A 17,447-nucleotide genomic window follows, 5' to 3' on the forward strand; every position below is an offset into this window, starting at 1 on the left:
AGCACGCCATCTGCGTTGTTGCGTCGCCTCGACGTACTAAAAGTACGCCGTCGGCATCCGCGCCTAGCATCTGACGCACTCTAGCTTATCTCAGGGAAAAAGGAAGATAGCACGCCATCTGCGTTGTTGCGTCGCCTCGACGTACTAAAAGTACGCCGTCGGCTTCGCGCCTAGCATCTGACGCACTCTAGTTTATCTCAGGAAAAAAGGAAGATAGCACGCCATCTGCGTTGTTATCCAATTCCCCCAACAACTTCTCCCGTCATTATTAGGAAAGGATTTAATGTGAATAAAAAATATTGCCTGATTCCTGATGAAGAAAAATTTTATAGTTTTTTGGCTTCGCTGACCTTTTCCCCGGTGGAACTGATGCAGCTGAAGCTGATGCATATTAATCAGATTTGTGTAGACGAGTCTGCCTGTCAGTGGGAGGTGCACTTTAGCTGCGCCGCCCATCTTACCGGCGGCTTGCTGCAGAAGGCGGCGCAGCAGCTTGCAGCCGCTTTTTCTTTGCAAAGCGTAGATATGATTTGCGACGGCGATGGCTCCAAATGCCAGATGATGCAGCGTGAGCCACAGGCAGAGGTAGAAATTACCGATTGCACTGGTGAACCGCTGCCGGAAGAAATTCCTCTGCCGCCGGAGCCGCCTGATATTGATATCGGCGAAACCCTGCCACCGGAGCCTCCCTGCGAAGTGTCCTACAACAATCCGGAGGAGGATCCGGAGTATCTGCAGGCAATGGCTGCCTTATACGGTGAAAAGAAGGCAGACGGCCAGCTGTGGGGTAAAAAAATCAAGGGTACACCGCGTAAGCTTGATACTGTTACCGAGGAAGAGCGCAACGTTGTTATCGAAGGTACCTTTGTTAAAAGTCTGGATAAGGATGGTGCGCTGCAGACCTTTATTGATAAGGAAACGCGCGTCGGTTCCATTGTCCTGACCTTTAACGTGAGCGATGATACCGGCGGTATTTTCGTCAAGCTGCGTTTTGACAAGCGTGATGGCGGTGACCCGCGCAAGGAATGCAATGAGTTTAAAAATCTGTTGAAGCCCGGTATGCGCTTGCGTCTTCAGGGTGATGTTGCGCCAGACCGCTTTGCCTTTGACGAGATGTGCATGGTGCCTCGTGGCATTATGAAGCTCGATGCCAAGGAGGAGCGCATGGATAATGCGGAGGTCAAGAGGGTTGAGCTGCATTGCCATACGAAGATGAGTAAGCTTGATGGCCTGACGCCGATGGAGGGCCTGGTCAAGCAGGCAATCCGTTGGGGACACAAGGCTTTGGCGATTACCGACCATGGCGTAGTACAGGCCTTTCCGTTCTGCTTTGATGCGGCGGAGGGCAGTGACCTGAAGCTGATTTTTGGCATGGAGGGTTATCTTATCAGCGATAGCCATACTAAGGACGATGCTGTTGATACAGAAAATCCTGATGCTGCGACTAAGGGTAAGAGCAAAATCAGCAGCCACCATATTATTATTCTGGCGAAGAATGAAATCGGTCTGCGTAACCTGTATCAGCTTGTTACCATAAGCCACTTGCGTTATCTGAATAAGCGTCCGTTGCTGCCGCGCGCTGTTATCGAGGAGCATCGTGAAGGCCTGATTCTCGGCTCGGCCTGCGAAGCAGGCGAGCTTTATCGTGCGGTGCGCTTAGGTGCGAGCGATGAGGAGCTGGAGGAAATCGCCGGCTTCTATGATTATCTGGAAATTCAGCCTACTGGCAATAACCAGTTTTTGGTACGCGAAAATTACTGTACGGAAGAGGATTTGCGGGAGCATAACCGCAAAATCTACGAGCTGGGCAAGCGCTTGGGCAAGCTGACTGTAGCAACCTGCGACGTGCATTTCCTCAATCCTGAGGATGCACAGCTGCGTGCGATTCTGCAGGCCGGTCAGGGCTACAAGGATGCTGATTTGCAGCCGCCGCTGTACTTGCATACTACGGAGGAGATGCTCAAGGAGTTCTCTTATCTTGGTGAAGATGCAGCCTACGAGGTTGTTGTTACCAATACCAATAAGATTGCGGATATGATTGAGCGTATTAAGCCTGTTCCCGACCGCGACCAGCTGTATTCGCCGTCGATTCCGGGTGCGGAGGATGCCGTGCGTGATTTGTCCTATGCCAAGGCGCATGAATGGTACGGCGAAAAGCTGCCGCAGATTGTTGAGGACCGCTTGAAGATGGAGCTGGATGCTATTATCGGCCACGGCTTCTCCGTATTGTATTACATTGCGCATAAGCTGGTTAAGCATTCTATCGACCGCGGTTACTTGGTAGGCTCGCGTGGCAGCGTAGGCTCGTCCTTTGTTGCTACGATGCTGGATATTACCGAGGTTAATGCGCTGAAGCCGCATTACCGCTGTCCGCACTGCCGTCACAGCGAATTCTTTATGAACAATGAGGTAGACAGCGGCTTTGACCTGCCACCGAAGGATTGTCCTAAATGCGGCACCAGAATGCTGCGCGACGGTCATGATATCCCGTTTGCGGTTTTCCTGGGCTTCCATGGCGACAAGGTTCCTGATATTGATTTGAACTTCTCAGGTGGTATCGATCCCGATGATCCGTCCGCTATGTCCGACCAGAGTGTAGCGCACAAGTATACCGAGGAGCTTTTCGGTCGCGACAATGTTTGTCGCGCCGGTACGATTGCTACCATCGCCAACAAAACTGCGATAGGCTTTATCAGAAAATATTACGAGAGCAAGAATCTGCATGTGCACCCGGCGCACGTGGCTGCGCTGGTTGAAGGCTTTGCCGGCATCAAGCGCACTACGGGCCAGCATCCCGGCGGTATCATGGTTGTGCCGCGTAATATGGATATCCATTATATTACACCGATGAACCGTCCTGCCGATGATAAGGATGGCACTACGATTACTACTCACTACGATTATCATAGCATCAATGACCGTCTGGTTAAGCTGGATATTTTGGGCCACGATGATCCGATGGTTCTGAAGATGCTGGAAAAATATCTGCAGGAGGATGTGGATCCTAACTTTGATCCCAAGAAGATTCCTGTAGGCGATGAAGAAACGATGCGTATCTTCCAGGATACGTCTTCGCTTGGCGTTACGCCGGAGCAGATTGATAGTGCCGTCGGCACCTTTGGTATCCCGGAATGCGGTACCAAATTTGTACGCCAGATGATCAGCGACGTACAGCCGAAAAAATTCAGTGAGGTTGTGCGTGTATCCGGTTATTCGCACGGTACGGACGTATGGCTGAACAATGCGCAGGATTTGATTAAGGAAGGCAAGCCTGTTGCCGAAACTATCTCCACGCGTGACGACGTTATGACGCACTTGATTTCCAAGGGCGTGGAGCCCAGTCTGGCGTTTAAGACGATGGAGCACGTGCGTAAGGGTAAGGCGGCGAAAAAAGGCCTGGAGCCGAAGATGCTGGAGGCTATGCGCGCGGTAAACATTCCCGAATGGTATATCAAATCCTGCGAAAAGGTACAGTACCTGTTCCCGAAGGCGCATGCTGTGGCGTACGTTCTGATGGCGTACCGCATTGCTTATTGCAAGGTGCATTATCCGAAGGAGTTTTATGCAGCGTACTTTACGGTACGTGCCAAGGATTTTGATTACACCCATGTTTCCAAGGGCAAGGCCTATGTGAAGAATTTCATCAAGAATGTTTACCAGCAGGGCTTTAAGGCTTCGCCGCTGGATAAAACAACGGTTACTTATCTGGAGCTGGTGAATGAGATGCTGGAGCGCGGTCTGAGCTTTGATAAGATGGATTTATACAAGTCGGACCCGATTAAATTCCTTGTTACGGAAAACGGCCTGCGTCCGCCGCTCGCTGCTTTGGGCGGTGTGGGTGAAAATGCTGCCAAGAGCATTGCGGCTGCCAGGGATATCAACAGACCGTTTATCTCTCAGGAGGATTTGCGCTTGCGCTCGGGCGTCAACAAGAGTGTTATCGAAAAGCTGGCTGATATGGGCGTTTTGGGCGATTTGCCTGCTACAAACCAGATAGATTTGTTTGCTTGAGATAGGAGATACATATGCAAAAAATGATTTTGGCCTATAATTTTACGCCTGAGCGTCTGCAGGCGCTGAAGCTTATCTGCATGATGCTGCGCACGCAGCTGCGCGCCGTGGCGCGCGAGGAGCTGCTGCAGCCTGTTGGCTATCTGGCAGGCTTGTCCGAGGTGGCGCCTGTCAGTGAAGCTTATACCGGTGACGAGGGGCAGGAGGAAATGCTGCTCATGTGCGGCTTCAGCCGTCAGGATTTGGACAGACTGCTGGCTGCTATAAAAAAGGGCAAGCTGCGTCAGGTGGCGCTGAAGGCGATGCTGACACCCACCAACTGTACCTGGAGCGGCCTGCAGCTTTTGCAGGAGCTTAGCCAGGAGCATGCTTATATGCATGGCAAAAATGCAGGCAAATAAGCAAAATTGCTGTTGCCGGTAGTTTTACTGGCGTTAAAGCGCTTTCTCTGATATAATTAGGCATGATAAACTTTAGCTACATTTAGGAGGATAATAATAATGGCAAAAGATAGTTCCTTTGACGTTGTTTCTCAAGTTGATATGCAGGAGATGGATAACGCTGTTAATCAGGTTAAAAAAGAGATTGACCAGCGTTATGATTTCCGCGGCAGCAATGCTTCCATCGAGCTCGGTGAGAAGGAAGTAAAAATTGCAGCTGAGGACGAGTACAAGCTGGGCGCAATTTTAGATATGCTGCGCCAAAAAATGGCTAAACGCGGTATTCCTCTGCGTTGCCTGGTTCCGGGCAAAATTGAGCCCGCTGCTAAAGGCACCGTTCGCCAAGCTTTGGAAATCCAACAGGGTATTTCTAAGGAGAACGGCAAAAAAATCGTGGCAGCTATCAAGGCTTCCAAGCTGAAGGTAACTGCTCAGATTCAGGATGACCAGGTACGTGTTGCAGGTGCGAAGAAGGATGACCTGCAGGCTGTTATCCAGCTGCTGAAGGCCGGTGATTTCGGCGTTGATCTGCAATTCATCAACATGCGCTAAGCATTCGTCCACGGTCAGGAAAGAGTGGAGCAAATGACAGAAGACAAAGACTTTGACAAAAGTAAAATCAATGAGAACGAGCTGCGTAAGTATGCTGACAACTACAGCGAGGAGAATTTACTGCACAAGATCAGTAAGTTTGGTGCTCATATAGGCCTGGAGCTGCTGTACAAGGTTGCTCAGCTGTGGTGCGTACTGCAAAAGCCGGAGGTTCCTGCGAAGGATAAGGCGTTGATTATGGGCGCCTTGGGGTATTTGATTTCTCCGTTGGATTTTATTCCGGATTTGACGCCGGTGCTGGGCTATAGCGATGATCTTGTGGCAATCAGCTTTGCAATGCTGAAGGTACAGCAGTATATTGATGATGAGGTCAAGGCTGAGGCGAAGGCATTGTTGGCGAAGGTTTTTGATGGGAATGCTGTTGCGAAGCTTTGAGTGCTTTGGACTAAGAGGCGCTGCCGGAAGGCAGCGCTTTTTTTCGTGCGTAAGCTTCTAATGATGCAAAGGATGAATGTAGCACTTACCTAGAAGGGAGGAATACTTGTATTGATGTCGTAAAGTAAAGATTTGCTAAAGCGAAAAGAAAAGATAGTTGATATTTTACTTGTGATTTGACGCAGAATATTGCTTATTTTGCGTAATCTATAAAATGAAGCAATATGTAATATAATATCTGAAAAGTGAGCAAAAGACAAATGATAATAATTAACGAATGCAGATTCTTGACTATATGATAGTTTGAGTGCTATAATAAAAAAGTAAATGATACAAAAATCCAATAGAGAAGATAGAAAAAAATAAACTCAAATAATATTAAAACATTATATCAATTACTGCTTTTGATATGATAAAATTTAAAAACCGTATTAAACAAATAGGGAAGCATGGTGAAAATCCTGCACTGTACCGCAATTGTATTAGGGAGTGCTTTTATCATATAAGCTGTTTGCCATAGCTTATACCTTTCGCACAGGGATGAAGGCATGAAGATCTTGAGTCAAAGCGCTGTTTGTTTGAGATATCCATTATACCTGCGATTTACAGGCGGATGCGAATTGTTTTTAGTATGCCTTTGTAAAGAAGGGGGACGTGGATTCAAATGAAGTACGAGGATTTAAAGATCAGTTTAACGCATTTTCAGAGCTTGGATGAGAAGTTTGTAGTAATACCGCGGGATTATCTGCTTTCAATAATAGAGGAACTCTTAAGATTGCGGCGGCGTGATGGAGCAAGGGCACAGCATGGTCGAATAAACTCTATACATAGCAATAGTTTAAAAGCAAAATTATAAATTTCAATATAATTCATATAAATCATGTACTTCAGCACGCCAAATAGCTTAGCTTACCTGCACAGGAGACCGTAAAGTCGGATTGCAGCTGAAGGCATATAAAATTAATCTGATGACTTAATTTTATTATGGGACTATTATGCCCATTTTAAAATTAAGTCTTTTTTTATAAGCTTATAATAAATTTCCAGGTTAAGGGGGAGATGTAAGTGAAAAATATTAATGGCCAAAATATTTTAGCTGCAGCAATTGCTATATCTCTGGGATGTTGCTATGCTGACTTTCTGCCTGTTGCATATGCGGAAGCAAATGAAGCCGCACAGACAGCAAGTAATGGTGCTGATGATCCGTCTATGGACTTCAGCCTTGAAACTATGACGGTAGAAGCAAAACGTCCTGATTGGGAAAGTAAGCTTTCTCCTGGCACGGTGAATATTGTGCGCCCTGATGACTTCAAGGGTGAGCAGAAATCATTGCCTGACTTGCTTTTAACAGTGCCTGGCGTGCATGTGCGTGAGGTAAACGGCAAGGGACAGTATACAACGGTGACGATGCGTGGCTCTACTGCGGCGCAGGTCGGCGTTTTTATTGACGGTGTATTAGCCAACCTTGGCGGTGACACTGCTGTTGACCTTTCGACAATTCCTGTAAAAAACGTAGAGCGTATTGAGGTTTACCGCGGTTATATTCCCAGCCGTTTCGGTGGTACCTTCATGGGCGGTGTTATCAACATTGTTACCAAAAAACCGGAAACAACCAATGTATCCTTAGAGGTTGGCAAAAGCTCTTATGGTGGCAAAAGAGGCTCTATGGAGATTACAGCTCCTCTGGGAGATGGTTCGTTAATGGTTGGCACTAACTACGAATCAAGTGACGGTGATTTCAAATATAAGAATTATGCTGCGGAAAGGTATATACCTAGTATAAAAACTTATATTGCTGAAAATGAAAAAGAAATAGTAGAGTTCAATAATAATAATATAGATATGCTCAATGGCACTTTAATAAAGCTTTCAGATGAGCAAGTAGAATATTTTAAAGCAAATAATGATGCATGGGAAGCGTATGTTAAAAATGAAGGAGAAAATAGCTTAAGTAATTCTATTTATGAAAATCGTTATAATTTTGCAAAACAAGATATTGGCAAGACGAATTTTTACAAAATAGAACAGCAGCTAATTGATCAAGGGATACAGCAAAAATATTTTGATGCTGGATATGATAATAATGACTGGTTTACTGGTGTGGAAAATGACTGGAATGGAAATAACTTTGGCCCGGGAATTATAACTCCAGAAATAAAAGATGAATTAATCAAAAATTACGGAGATAGTATTGTTCAAGGCAATATAAATGAATGGACAAATAAAGTTAACCCGGAGAATAGTCCTAGTATAGAAGCTTATACACAAAAAGTTAAGGAATGGAAGCAAAAATTAAAAGAAGCGCAAAATGCAACCAGATATAGAAAATATAATGATTATGAAAAATCTAGTACTATAGTTAAATGGCAAAATGCTGATTGGATGATTAAGGGAACCTACAATAAATTGGAAAGGCATTTACCGGACAGCGTATGGGGCGGAGATGTAAAGGGTGCATTTGCCAGCAATGGAGTAGATTTATATGATAAATTTTATTATGATAGCCGAAAGCAAAAACAAGAGAACATGGGACTTATGTTGCAGAACCGCCAGGAAAGAGGCAAGCTGGAATGGGGTTGGATGATTGACTATGAACATCAAGATAAAAAATATAATGCGGAACATATATTGATAGAAAACTTTAATCCTGGGCAGGATTGGGAGTTAGCAAATACTCCACTACGTGCATGGAGTAGATATAAGTCCAATAAGTATACAGCCCAGATTGATGGCGGTTATAAGTTGAATGATAATAATATGCTTGATTTCCTTATCAATTATTCTAATGAGAGAATGAGAATCAAAGGGTCAAATATGGATAAGGTGTTAAGCAAAGAAAATGAGAACTCCCTGGCATCGCAAATACGTAATAAATATGATCAGAAACTGTTTAACATCCAAATTCAAGATTCTATTACTCTGGATAAGGCTGGTAGTTGGATTTTGACGCCAAGTTTACGGTATAACCAATCCCAAATTATTGGTTATAGCGATGGTAAACGTTTTGAAGATGGTTATTTCGGCTGGATACATCCAAAAGATTCACAAACAAACAGCAAGACTACCTGGCAGTTGGCGTTAAAAAAAGAATTTAATGACAATTTAACTGTACGCATGACAGGTGGTACATATTACCGGTTACTTAATATGGCAGAAATTGCCGGTGATGGAGCTGGCATATTGCCTACTCCTGCAGACCATAACGGGAAAGGGGCGATATTCCCTGTTCCTGAGGAAGGAAAGCAGTTTGATGTTAGTGCCATTATGCATAATAAGCTTTTAGGAGCTGATAATTCTACTACGATAACTTATTTTTGGCGTGATTCTACCAATATGTTGCAGCTAGAGCGAGCTGGTAAGGATTATTGGTGTTATTATAACGATAACAAAGGGAAAGCTACTGGTTTGGAATTACAAAGTAGCTTTAAATGGGATAAGTTTGATTTAGATTTGCAGTTAACATATGTTAACAGTAAATCTTATAGCCAATATACTGCTAATGGTAACAATAATGGCTATAGCAGTGTATGGTCAACATACCAACCTGAGTGGGAAGGCAATCTCCGTATAACCTATAGACCTTCTGATAAGTTTTCTGTGTTTGCTGAAGGACATTACACTGACGAATATTTTACAAGCAGAGGTAAAGCTAGTAGTGGAGATATTTCCCCTTACTTGTCAGGAATGCCGGTAGCAGAATTATTTGTTATGAACAGTGGTTTGAAATGGATGCCACAGAAGAATTGGCAGTTAACTGTTGGCTGTAACGATATTTTTAATCATGGACCCAGAGCAAAAATATTGAGCAATATAACTAATATACCAGATGGTTACATAAATCCGGAATTTCCGACACAAGGAAGAACTTATTACGTAACTGCAAGGTACCAGTTCTAAGGAGATGAATAAATATGCGTAAAATGAGCAATGTAAAGAAAGCTGCAATTTTAGCATCGGTTTTGGGTGGTTATGTATTTGCAGGTAGTGCTATGGCGGCTAACCTTTTGGTTACAGTACCTTCTAATTATGGCAGCAGCAATATGGCTGTTATTACAGGTTCGCGTGTTACTGATAGGATAGACGCTGAACCAAGTAGGGCTGTTATGACATCTTTGAATAGAGATCCGGCTGCTTATAGTTTTGTAATGGATGGTAAAAACAAGTTTATTTTACGGCAATATACTTATGATACAATAGATTTACTCCCTATGATATTGGTTGACGCGGACACGGATTGGCCGAAGGATGGTTATATCTCCGGAACAATCTCAAAAGGGGCTAATCCCCATGCGGCAGCTGGTCATAATGGGTATGTTTATACAGGTGATTATGACTTAGGAACTATTGCGGTCGCTAAGGTAACAAACAATGCTTTAGTTGAGGATGTAAGTAAAACAAGATATTTATTAGAGGATATCAATAAGTATTGTGAAGGAGACTTAGATGTTAGCGAAGGTGCATGCACTCATGGCGAATCTTTATTAGTAAAAGGTAATCAGTTATTTGCTGTAGTTAGTGTTAATGCGACAGGCGGAAATACCAGCTATTCCTCTGGCTATTTGTTGCAATATGATATTCAGGCTGATGGTAGCTTGAAATTTGTTTCTTTTACTAGAACAGGGCGCAATACAGATACAGTAAAACTGAATAGTTACAATAATTTACTAATCAACACTGCCATTGGAGGTATGCAGAATTACGGATATGGAAACAACGGTTCAAACGTTACTATTGGCGTATTGAGTGGCGGTAAACTAAATGATAAGAATGAAGTCAATGCTTCTATTGTACCTGAAAATATAAAAAAATTTAAGTTGGATTTTAGAGATATTTGTGTTTGGCCAAATGGTACAGCCTATATACTTGCTTACAATCTCGATGAATCAGGACGGGGTGGCAGTAAATTCAATATTTATAAAACCACAGTGGCAAATTTGAATTCAACAACACCTAAGGATTGGGAGATTGTTGTTCAGGATAAAACTGATGGCGGTGGTAATACTGGTGTAAAAACAGGTTGGTTTAACAAGATTTTTGCAGAATATTATACCAAGCGTTTGTGGGGCGAATTTGGCGATAATATTGTGGTTTACCTTGATGGTGACAACAATCCCAGCTATACATGGTCAGCTTATAATTTAGCCGGTAACAGTGATTTTCATACTTTTAACTCTGTAACACAATTAGCTGGTGATGATGTTGTTGGCGGCTTGGCTTTATTAACTAAGTCGCGGGAAGAAGGGCTTACAACACCTTCGGCAACAACTAGTACAATTATAAATATTAATGCTAACGTTAAAACGGCAGATTATCAAAACAGGATTACAGGAACTACAAGCGATACTATATATTCCGATATTACCCCAGATAATAGCAATTATACATTTGAAGGGGATAAAACTATTTCGTTGAGTGAAGTAGCTTGGAAAAAACAGGCTGATTTAAGCAATAATATTCTGGCCGCTATTTATGCGCATGACGGCAACGATATTACTGTCAATGCCGGCAGCAATACTTTGCAGCTACAGGTACAGAACAGCATTGCTACACCTGTCGGCGTTTATGCCGGCAATGGCAAAAATGTTACTATTAATGCAGGTAAGCTGAATATTATTACCATTGGTGCTGTAGATGGCAACTCCTTGAATAACGCAATTATGAATGATGCAGGCAAGTCAGCTGCCAGCAAGATTACTGTTAATGGTGACGTTAATATTTCAATGAGAGGCGGCTACGGCGGTAATGGCGTTGCTGTACAGAAGACAGACCGTTGGGGCGAAGCAAGCTATGCTTCTGATGTTGCCAACACAATTACAATTAACGGCAATCTGACTGTAAAGGGCACTGACAGCGAAACCTGGGGCATTCCTATAAATGCTGATAATGTGTTATCGCGTTTTAACAATGCCGGTATTCTTACACAGGTAGAAAATAGCCGTGTAGATGTCAGCGGTACTGCTGATATGGATGTGTATGGCAATGGCATTACAACGAATGCCAAGAACAGTACGGTTTCTATTGGCGGTGGCGAGATTAATGTGCCGAAGGGCATGAATTATAGCTACTATACCTTGGGCGCATATCAGGGAACTATTAACGTTAACACCGGTAAGGATGGCGCAACAGCCGGCAATAACAGCGTTAAGCTGGGCGGCGACATTTTTGCTCTGTCAACTGGTGCGGTTAATGTGGCACTGACTACAGGGGATTCCTATCTGCGGGGCATTGTAGATAATGGCGGTACTGTTAATATGTGGCTGCAAAATGGTGCAAGCTGGATAAACCAGGCCAATAATACCCGCTATGCACAGGATAATGAAGATGTCGGCAGCAATGGCGCCAGCCACATCAGTAAACTGACCGGCGGAAGCAAAGATGCTGCAGGCGTTATCTTCCAAAAGAGTGGCAGCAAGGATATAACCGTAGATAAATACAGCGGTAATACTATGGTTATCTATGAGCATGATAATAGTAACCCGGAAAATATTCTTGGTGGCAATTTTACGGTAAAGACTGCTGAAAATGGCTCCGCTGTAGTTTTGCGTACTGATAGCAGCGGTGTAAATACTTCTTCTGAAGCAACTGTCAATAAGGTTCTCGACGCTTTGGCCAACAAGCTTTATTATACAGATTATGTCAGCGGCAGCAGAAATCTGGATGGAAAGGTACAGATTGCCGAAGGGCTGACAGCGGCTTCTGCAGCTCAATATATTGGAAATATTGAATATAGCAGTACTAGTGGACAAGGACGCTTAGGTGAAAAAATTACAACGCTATTAGAAGTTCCCAAAGGAGATAATGTTGAAAATAATAAAAACTTCCTTGTGGAAAATGATAGTTGGCATGGCAATAACAGTGGCGATAAAGTTAATCTGACATTGAAGGATAAAGCGAGCTGGACTGGTGATAACAGTGGCAGCAATATGGTGGTTAAAGCATCAGATTCCACCTGGACTGGTGATAATAAGGGTGAGGGATTAAACGTAACGCTGAATACATCAAGTTGGGAAGGGAATAATGAAGGCGGTACGGCTGTTATTGAGCTTAAGAATAAATCTAATTGGAGCGGAGATAATAGTGGTAATAACGCAAATATTGTAATAGATGATTCAACGTGGAACGGAGAGAATATTGGCAAAGATGCTATTATAACTGTTCGTAACAATGGTTATTGGAATAAAGACGTAAAAATTAATAACACTAAGTTAACAGTAGATAGTGCAAGCTATAATGGACACATAGTTAGCGATAGTAATACTATTAATGTGCAGAATTCGGCTCAATGGTCTGGTAACATTAGTGGAAAAAATAATATTATTACGTTACAGGACGCCAAATGGAGTGGTAATAATAGTGGGGATAATAGTACCATTAATCTGTTGAATGCAAAATGGAATGGTAATAGTTTCGGAAAGGACACCAAGGTTGCAATTAACTCTGGCAGTGTATGGGAGGGTTATAATAGTGGCGCAGGCTTTGATTTAAAAATGGCTAGCGGCAGTACTTGGGTTATAACTGCTGATTCTGTGGTAGAAAATCTTAGCAGTAATCTTGGACGAGCTGCTGGGACTAATCCAACCATTGATATGACTAATAGTGCAGCGAATGCTACTATTGGTAATTATAATGGCAACTTTACTTTGCTGTATAAGCACGATTATACTAATCCTTCACAATTACAAGGAGGAAGCTTTACCATCAATAAAGCTATAGACGGGAGTACTATCACTTTGTTGACGGATAGTAGTGGGATTAAGCTTAACGACGAGGATAGTGTAAATGATACGCTCAATGCTTTGGCTAATAAGTTATATTATCAAGAAGCAATAGAAGGAAAACAAAATTTATCTGGTTCGGTGAAGATTGTGGAAAGCCTGACTGCACCTGAAATTAGTAAGCAGGCTGGCAGTATCATCTACAATAGTACAAATGGACAGGGCATGTTGGACGCGAACAGTGTAGCACCAGGCTTCACTTATCCTAAAATGCAGGATAAATTTGTGTTTAATACAACTCTGACCGGTGATTATAAAACGGATAAAGAGTACAGGCAGCATGGTGTGCTTACGGCTGATAATAACAAATATGAGTTTCCACTAGATCCATCAACTAGTTCTTTACATGAAAAAACAACTATTGTACCTGAAAATGGTAATGCGATTTCTGTAAACCATGATACAACAATATGTTTGGGAAGAACTTATGATTTGTATCTAAATGCGCAGAAAGCTCCTAATATTATTGTTAGTAATGCTAAATTAAATATACGTGATGCCGGTACCGTTTATACCGGTAGAGATGAGATACATACATATGACTACAAGACACGTAACGAATATCAACCGGGAGTCATAGTAAATAATGGTTCTTTGAAAATAGAAGGTAATTTAGAAGCATATGGAAAAGTTGATGATGCTACGCCTGTTATAACTATCAATGGTAAAGATTCATCGGTAGAAATAACAAAAAGCTTAAGTATAGCGGCTGGTAGGGTTGTGCAATATGGCGATAAAGAAGATTTTAGTAATAAAGCGGAGGTAGCAGTATTAGCTGATGGAGGAAAGCTTCTTGTAAAATCTGGTGTAAATATTTCTGGCAGTTTACATGCAACCAATGAAGGCAACATTGAATTACGCGGTGGAGCCTACATGACTGTGATGGGGGATTTAATCGCAGATAAGAATGCTAAAATTAAACTAGTTAGCAATCAAGGGATTGTAGATTTAGATAGTAATGTTTCGACAGATGATACTGGTGAAGTGATATTAGATTTTGCGAAGAGTAGCTTGTTGAAAAATAAATGGAAAGGCGATAATAATGGTAATACCCAATTAGTTATGGAGAATGGCGAGTGGCGAGGCAATAACAATGGTAATATTACAGCTAGCCTTGCCAATAGCTCAACTTGGAGCGGTGCCAATACCGGCGCTAATGCAACCGTAAGCCTGACTGACAGCAGCTGGAGCGGCGACAACAGCGGCGTAGGTCTGAGCCTGACTGCCAACAACAGCAAGTGGAACGGCAGCACGAATGCTGCAGGCAGCGCAACACTGACGAACGGCAGCATCTGGACGGGCGCAAGCACAAGTGCAGACTTTACGCTTACATTAAACGGCAGCACCTGGAACAACAGTGGTGCCAGCAGCCTGAAGAGCTTTACAGCTACCAATGGCATAGTTGACATGACAAACGCTGCAGCAAGCGTAACCATCGGCAGCTACAGCGGTGACGCAACTGTCATCTACAAGCATAACAGCAGTAATCCTGGCGAAGTCAACGGCGGTAAATTCACTGTCAACAGTGCTAAGAACGGCAGCAAGATTACCATGCTGACGGATAACACCGGCGTAGATACGACAGATGAGGACAAGATTAACGAAGCACTGGATGCACTGGCAGGCAAGCTGTTCTACCTGGGAGCAATCGGCGGGGCGGAAAGCAATCTGAACGGCACCGTGAAGATTGCCGAAGGACTGACAGCAGCTTCTGTTGCTAAGCAGACTGCAGGCATTGTCTACGACAAGACAACAGGTCAGGGCAGCGCGGACCACAAGAGCGTAACGCCTGGTCCTGTATATCCGACGGAACAGGACAGAACAGCCTTTGTAACAAGCATTACCGGTGAGCACTTCACTGATAAGGAATACCGTAAGGCCGGCGTTCTCTCCAACACAGTCGATAATAATATCTATAACTTTACGAAAGACGCAACTACGATTACTACCGACAGCAGTGCAATTACTACAGCTAAGGATACAACCTTGAAGCTGAACAGCCACGATATGACGATTACTGCTAACAGCGGTGATGGTATCGCAACAACCGGCGGCAAGCTGACAGTTCAGGATGCAGGAAACTTTACTGTAACAGGTGCAAAAGCAATCAATGCCAACAACAGCAAGGTGGAGATTACTGCAGTTAACGCAACGCTGAATGGTGACGTGACTACAAATAATGCTGTAACAATTAAAGCAACGAAGGTTGCGAAGGTAAACGGCGCAGTAAGTGCTGACGGTACAAACAGCAGCGTAAGCATTAACGGCACAGCAAGCGCAGCAATTAGCGGCGAGGTAACTGCCAATGGCGCAAATGCAGCAGTAACTGTTGATTCCGCAGATACTACTATCGGCAGCGATATCACTGCCAACGGCAAGGGCGCGAAGGTTACAGCGAAGAACCTCAGCAAGTTGGATGGCAATGTGGCAACAGATGCTGACGGCAGCGTAGAGCTGAACTTCAAAGAGGGCGCAAGCTGGAGCGGTGACAACAGCGGCAACACAACCATGAGCCTGAGCAAGGGTACCTGGAACGGAGCCAACACCGGCAAGCTGAACGTAACGCTGACTAACGGCACAAGCTGGACCGGCGACAGCAGTGGTGCAGGCAGCACGATTAAGCTGGATGCTTCTAGCTGGAGCGGTATGAACAGCGGAGCCAATGCAGATATTACATTGACTAATGGAGCAAGCTGGAGCAAAGGCAATACTGCAGACGGCGTAACCGTTAAGGCAGATAAAGCAGCCTGGACAGGAGCTAACGGCGGCGCGAATGCGAACATTACGTTGGGCAACGCTTCTACTTGGACCGGTGCCAATAACGGCGCTAATGCAACGGTTAACTTGACCGACAGCAGCTGGAGCGGTGACAACAGCGGTGCAGGTCTGAGCCTGACTGCTAACAACAGCAAGTGGAATGGCAATGCTAATGCCGCAGGCAGTGCAGTATTGACAAATGGCAGCATCTGGACAGGTGCAAGCACTAGTGCAGACTTCAGCCTGACACTGAACGGCAGCACCTGGAACAACAGCGGTGCAAGCAGCCTGAAGAGCTTCAACGCTACTAATGGCGTAGTTGACATGACAAACGCTGCAGCGAGCGTAACCATCAGCAGCTACAGCGGTGACGCAACTGTCATCTACAAGCATAACAGCAGCAATCCTGGCGAAGTCAACGGCGGTAAATTCACTGTCAACAGTGCTAAGAACGGCAGCAAGATTACCATGCTGACGGATAACACCGGCGTAGATACGACAGATGAGGACAAGATTAACGAAGCACTGGATGCACTGGCAGGCAAGCTGTTCTACCTGGGAGCAATCGGCGGGGCGGAAAGCAATCTGAACGGCACCGTGAAGATTGCCGAAGGCTTGACAGCAGCTTCTGTTGCTAAACAGACTGCAGGCATTGTCTATGACAAGACAACCGGTCAGGGCAGTGCGGACCACAAGACCGTAACGCCGGGACCTGTATATCCGACAGAACAGGACAGAACAGCCTTTGTAACAAGCATTACCGGCGAGCACTTCACCGATAAGGAATACCGTAAGGCCGGCGTTCTTTCCAACACAGTAGATAACAATATCTATAACTTCACGAAAGACGCAACTACGATTACTACCGACAGCAGTGCAGTTACTACAGCCAAAGATACTACCTTGAAGCTGAACAGCCACGATTTGACGATTACTGCCAACGGCGGTGATGGTATCGCAACAACCGGCGGTACGCTGACAGTTCAGGATGCAGGCAGCCTGACGGTTAAGGGTGCGAAAGCCATTAACGCTAACAACAGCAAGGTGGAGATCACTGCAGTCAACGCAACACTGAACGGTGAAGTAAGCACAAATAATGTCATAAATATTAAAGCAACGAAGGCAGCGAAAGTAAACGGCGCAGTGAGCGCTAACGGTGCAAACAGCAGCGTAAGTATTAATGGCGGCGAAGCTACGACTGTTACAGGTGCAGTAAATGCTGACGGCGCAAATGCGGCAGTAACGATTGATTCTGCTGATACCACCATTGGCAGCGACATTACTGCTAATGGCAAGGGTGCGAAGGTTACAGTCAAGAACCTCAGCAAGCTGGACGGAGATGTTACAACAGATGCTGACGGCAGCGTAGAGCTGAACTTCAAGGAAGGCGCAAGCTGGACTGGTGACAACAGCGGCAATACTACCATGAGCCTGAGCAAGGGTACCTGGAACGGAGCCAACACCGGCAAGCTGAACG

6 protein-coding genes and 1 riboswitch are annotated in these 17,447 nt (G+C 44.5%); all 6 genes read left to right on the forward strand.

Features of this window, described 5'->3' with window-relative positions; genetic code table 11:
• Nucleotides 1-285 precede the first annotated feature (285 nt).
• Nucleotides 286-4,011 carry a PolC-type DNA polymerase III gene (locus Q0612_RS04405; protein ID WP_298881221.1) on the forward strand — a complete coding sequence of 1,242 codons (3,726 nt, stop codon included), beginning with the start codon at nucleotides 286-288 and terminating at the stop codon, nucleotides 4,009-4,011.
• A gap of 14 nt (nucleotides 4,012-4,025) precedes the next feature.
• A complete protein-coding gene (locus tag Q0612_RS04410) occupies nucleotides 4,026-4,412 on the forward strand; it encodes a DUF3783 domain-containing protein (RefSeq protein ID WP_298881226.1) in 387 nt (128 codons plus the stop codon).
• A gap of 99 nt (nucleotides 4,413-4,511) precedes the next feature.
• On the forward strand, nucleotides 4,512-5,003 hold the full coding sequence (locus tag Q0612_RS04415) for a YajQ family cyclic di-GMP-binding protein (protein ID WP_293721545.1): 492 nt from the start codon (nucleotides 4,512-4,514) through the stop codon (nucleotides 5,001-5,003).
• Nucleotides 5,004-5,036: 33 nt separating this feature from the next.
• Nucleotides 5,037-5,438: a YkvA family protein gene (locus tag Q0612_RS04420; RefSeq protein ID WP_298881229.1), complete on the forward strand. Its 402-nt coding sequence runs from the start codon at nucleotides 5,037-5,039 to the stop codon at nucleotides 5,436-5,438.
• A 397-nt stretch (nucleotides 5,439-5,835) separates the two neighbouring features.
• A riboswitch (cobalamin riboswitch) is annotated at nucleotides 5,836-6,031 on the forward strand.
• Between the two features lie 616 nt (nucleotides 6,032-6,647).
• Nucleotides 6,648-9,335 (forward strand): TonB-dependent receptor, encoded by a 2,688-nt coding sequence (locus tag Q0612_RS04425; RefSeq protein WP_367181691.1) that lies wholly within the window; start codon nucleotides 6,648-6,650, stop codon nucleotides 9,333-9,335.
• A 14-nt stretch (nucleotides 9,336-9,349) separates the two neighbouring features.
• A partial coding sequence (locus tag Q0612_RS04430) for a hypothetical protein (protein WP_298881236.1) occupies nucleotides 9,350-17,447 on the forward strand: 8,098 nt, incomplete at its 3' end.

The sequence above is a fragment of the uncultured Phascolarctobacterium sp. genome (assembly GCF_937920985.1).
In the GTDB taxonomy this organism is placed as follows: Bacteria; Bacillota; Negativicutes; order Acidaminococcales; family Acidaminococcaceae; genus Phascolarctobacterium_A.

Excerpts from the sequence above, each read along its gene's own strand:
- Q0612_RS04410 (WP_298881226.1), top strand. The coding sequence starts at position 4,026 with ATGCAAAAAATGATTTTGGCCTATAATTTTACGCCTGAGCGTCTGCAG.
- Q0612_RS04415 (WP_293721545.1), top strand. The coding sequence starts at position 4,512 with ATGGCAAAAGATAGTTCCTTTGACGTTGTTTCTCAAGTTGATATGCAG.
- Q0612_RS04420 (WP_298881229.1), top strand. The coding sequence starts at position 5,037 with ATGACAGAAGACAAAGACTTTGACAAAAGTAAAATCAATGAGAACGAG.
- Q0612_RS04425 (WP_367181691.1), top strand. The coding sequence starts at position 6,648 with ATGGACTTCAGCCTTGAAACTATGACGGTAGAAGCAAAACGTCCTGAT.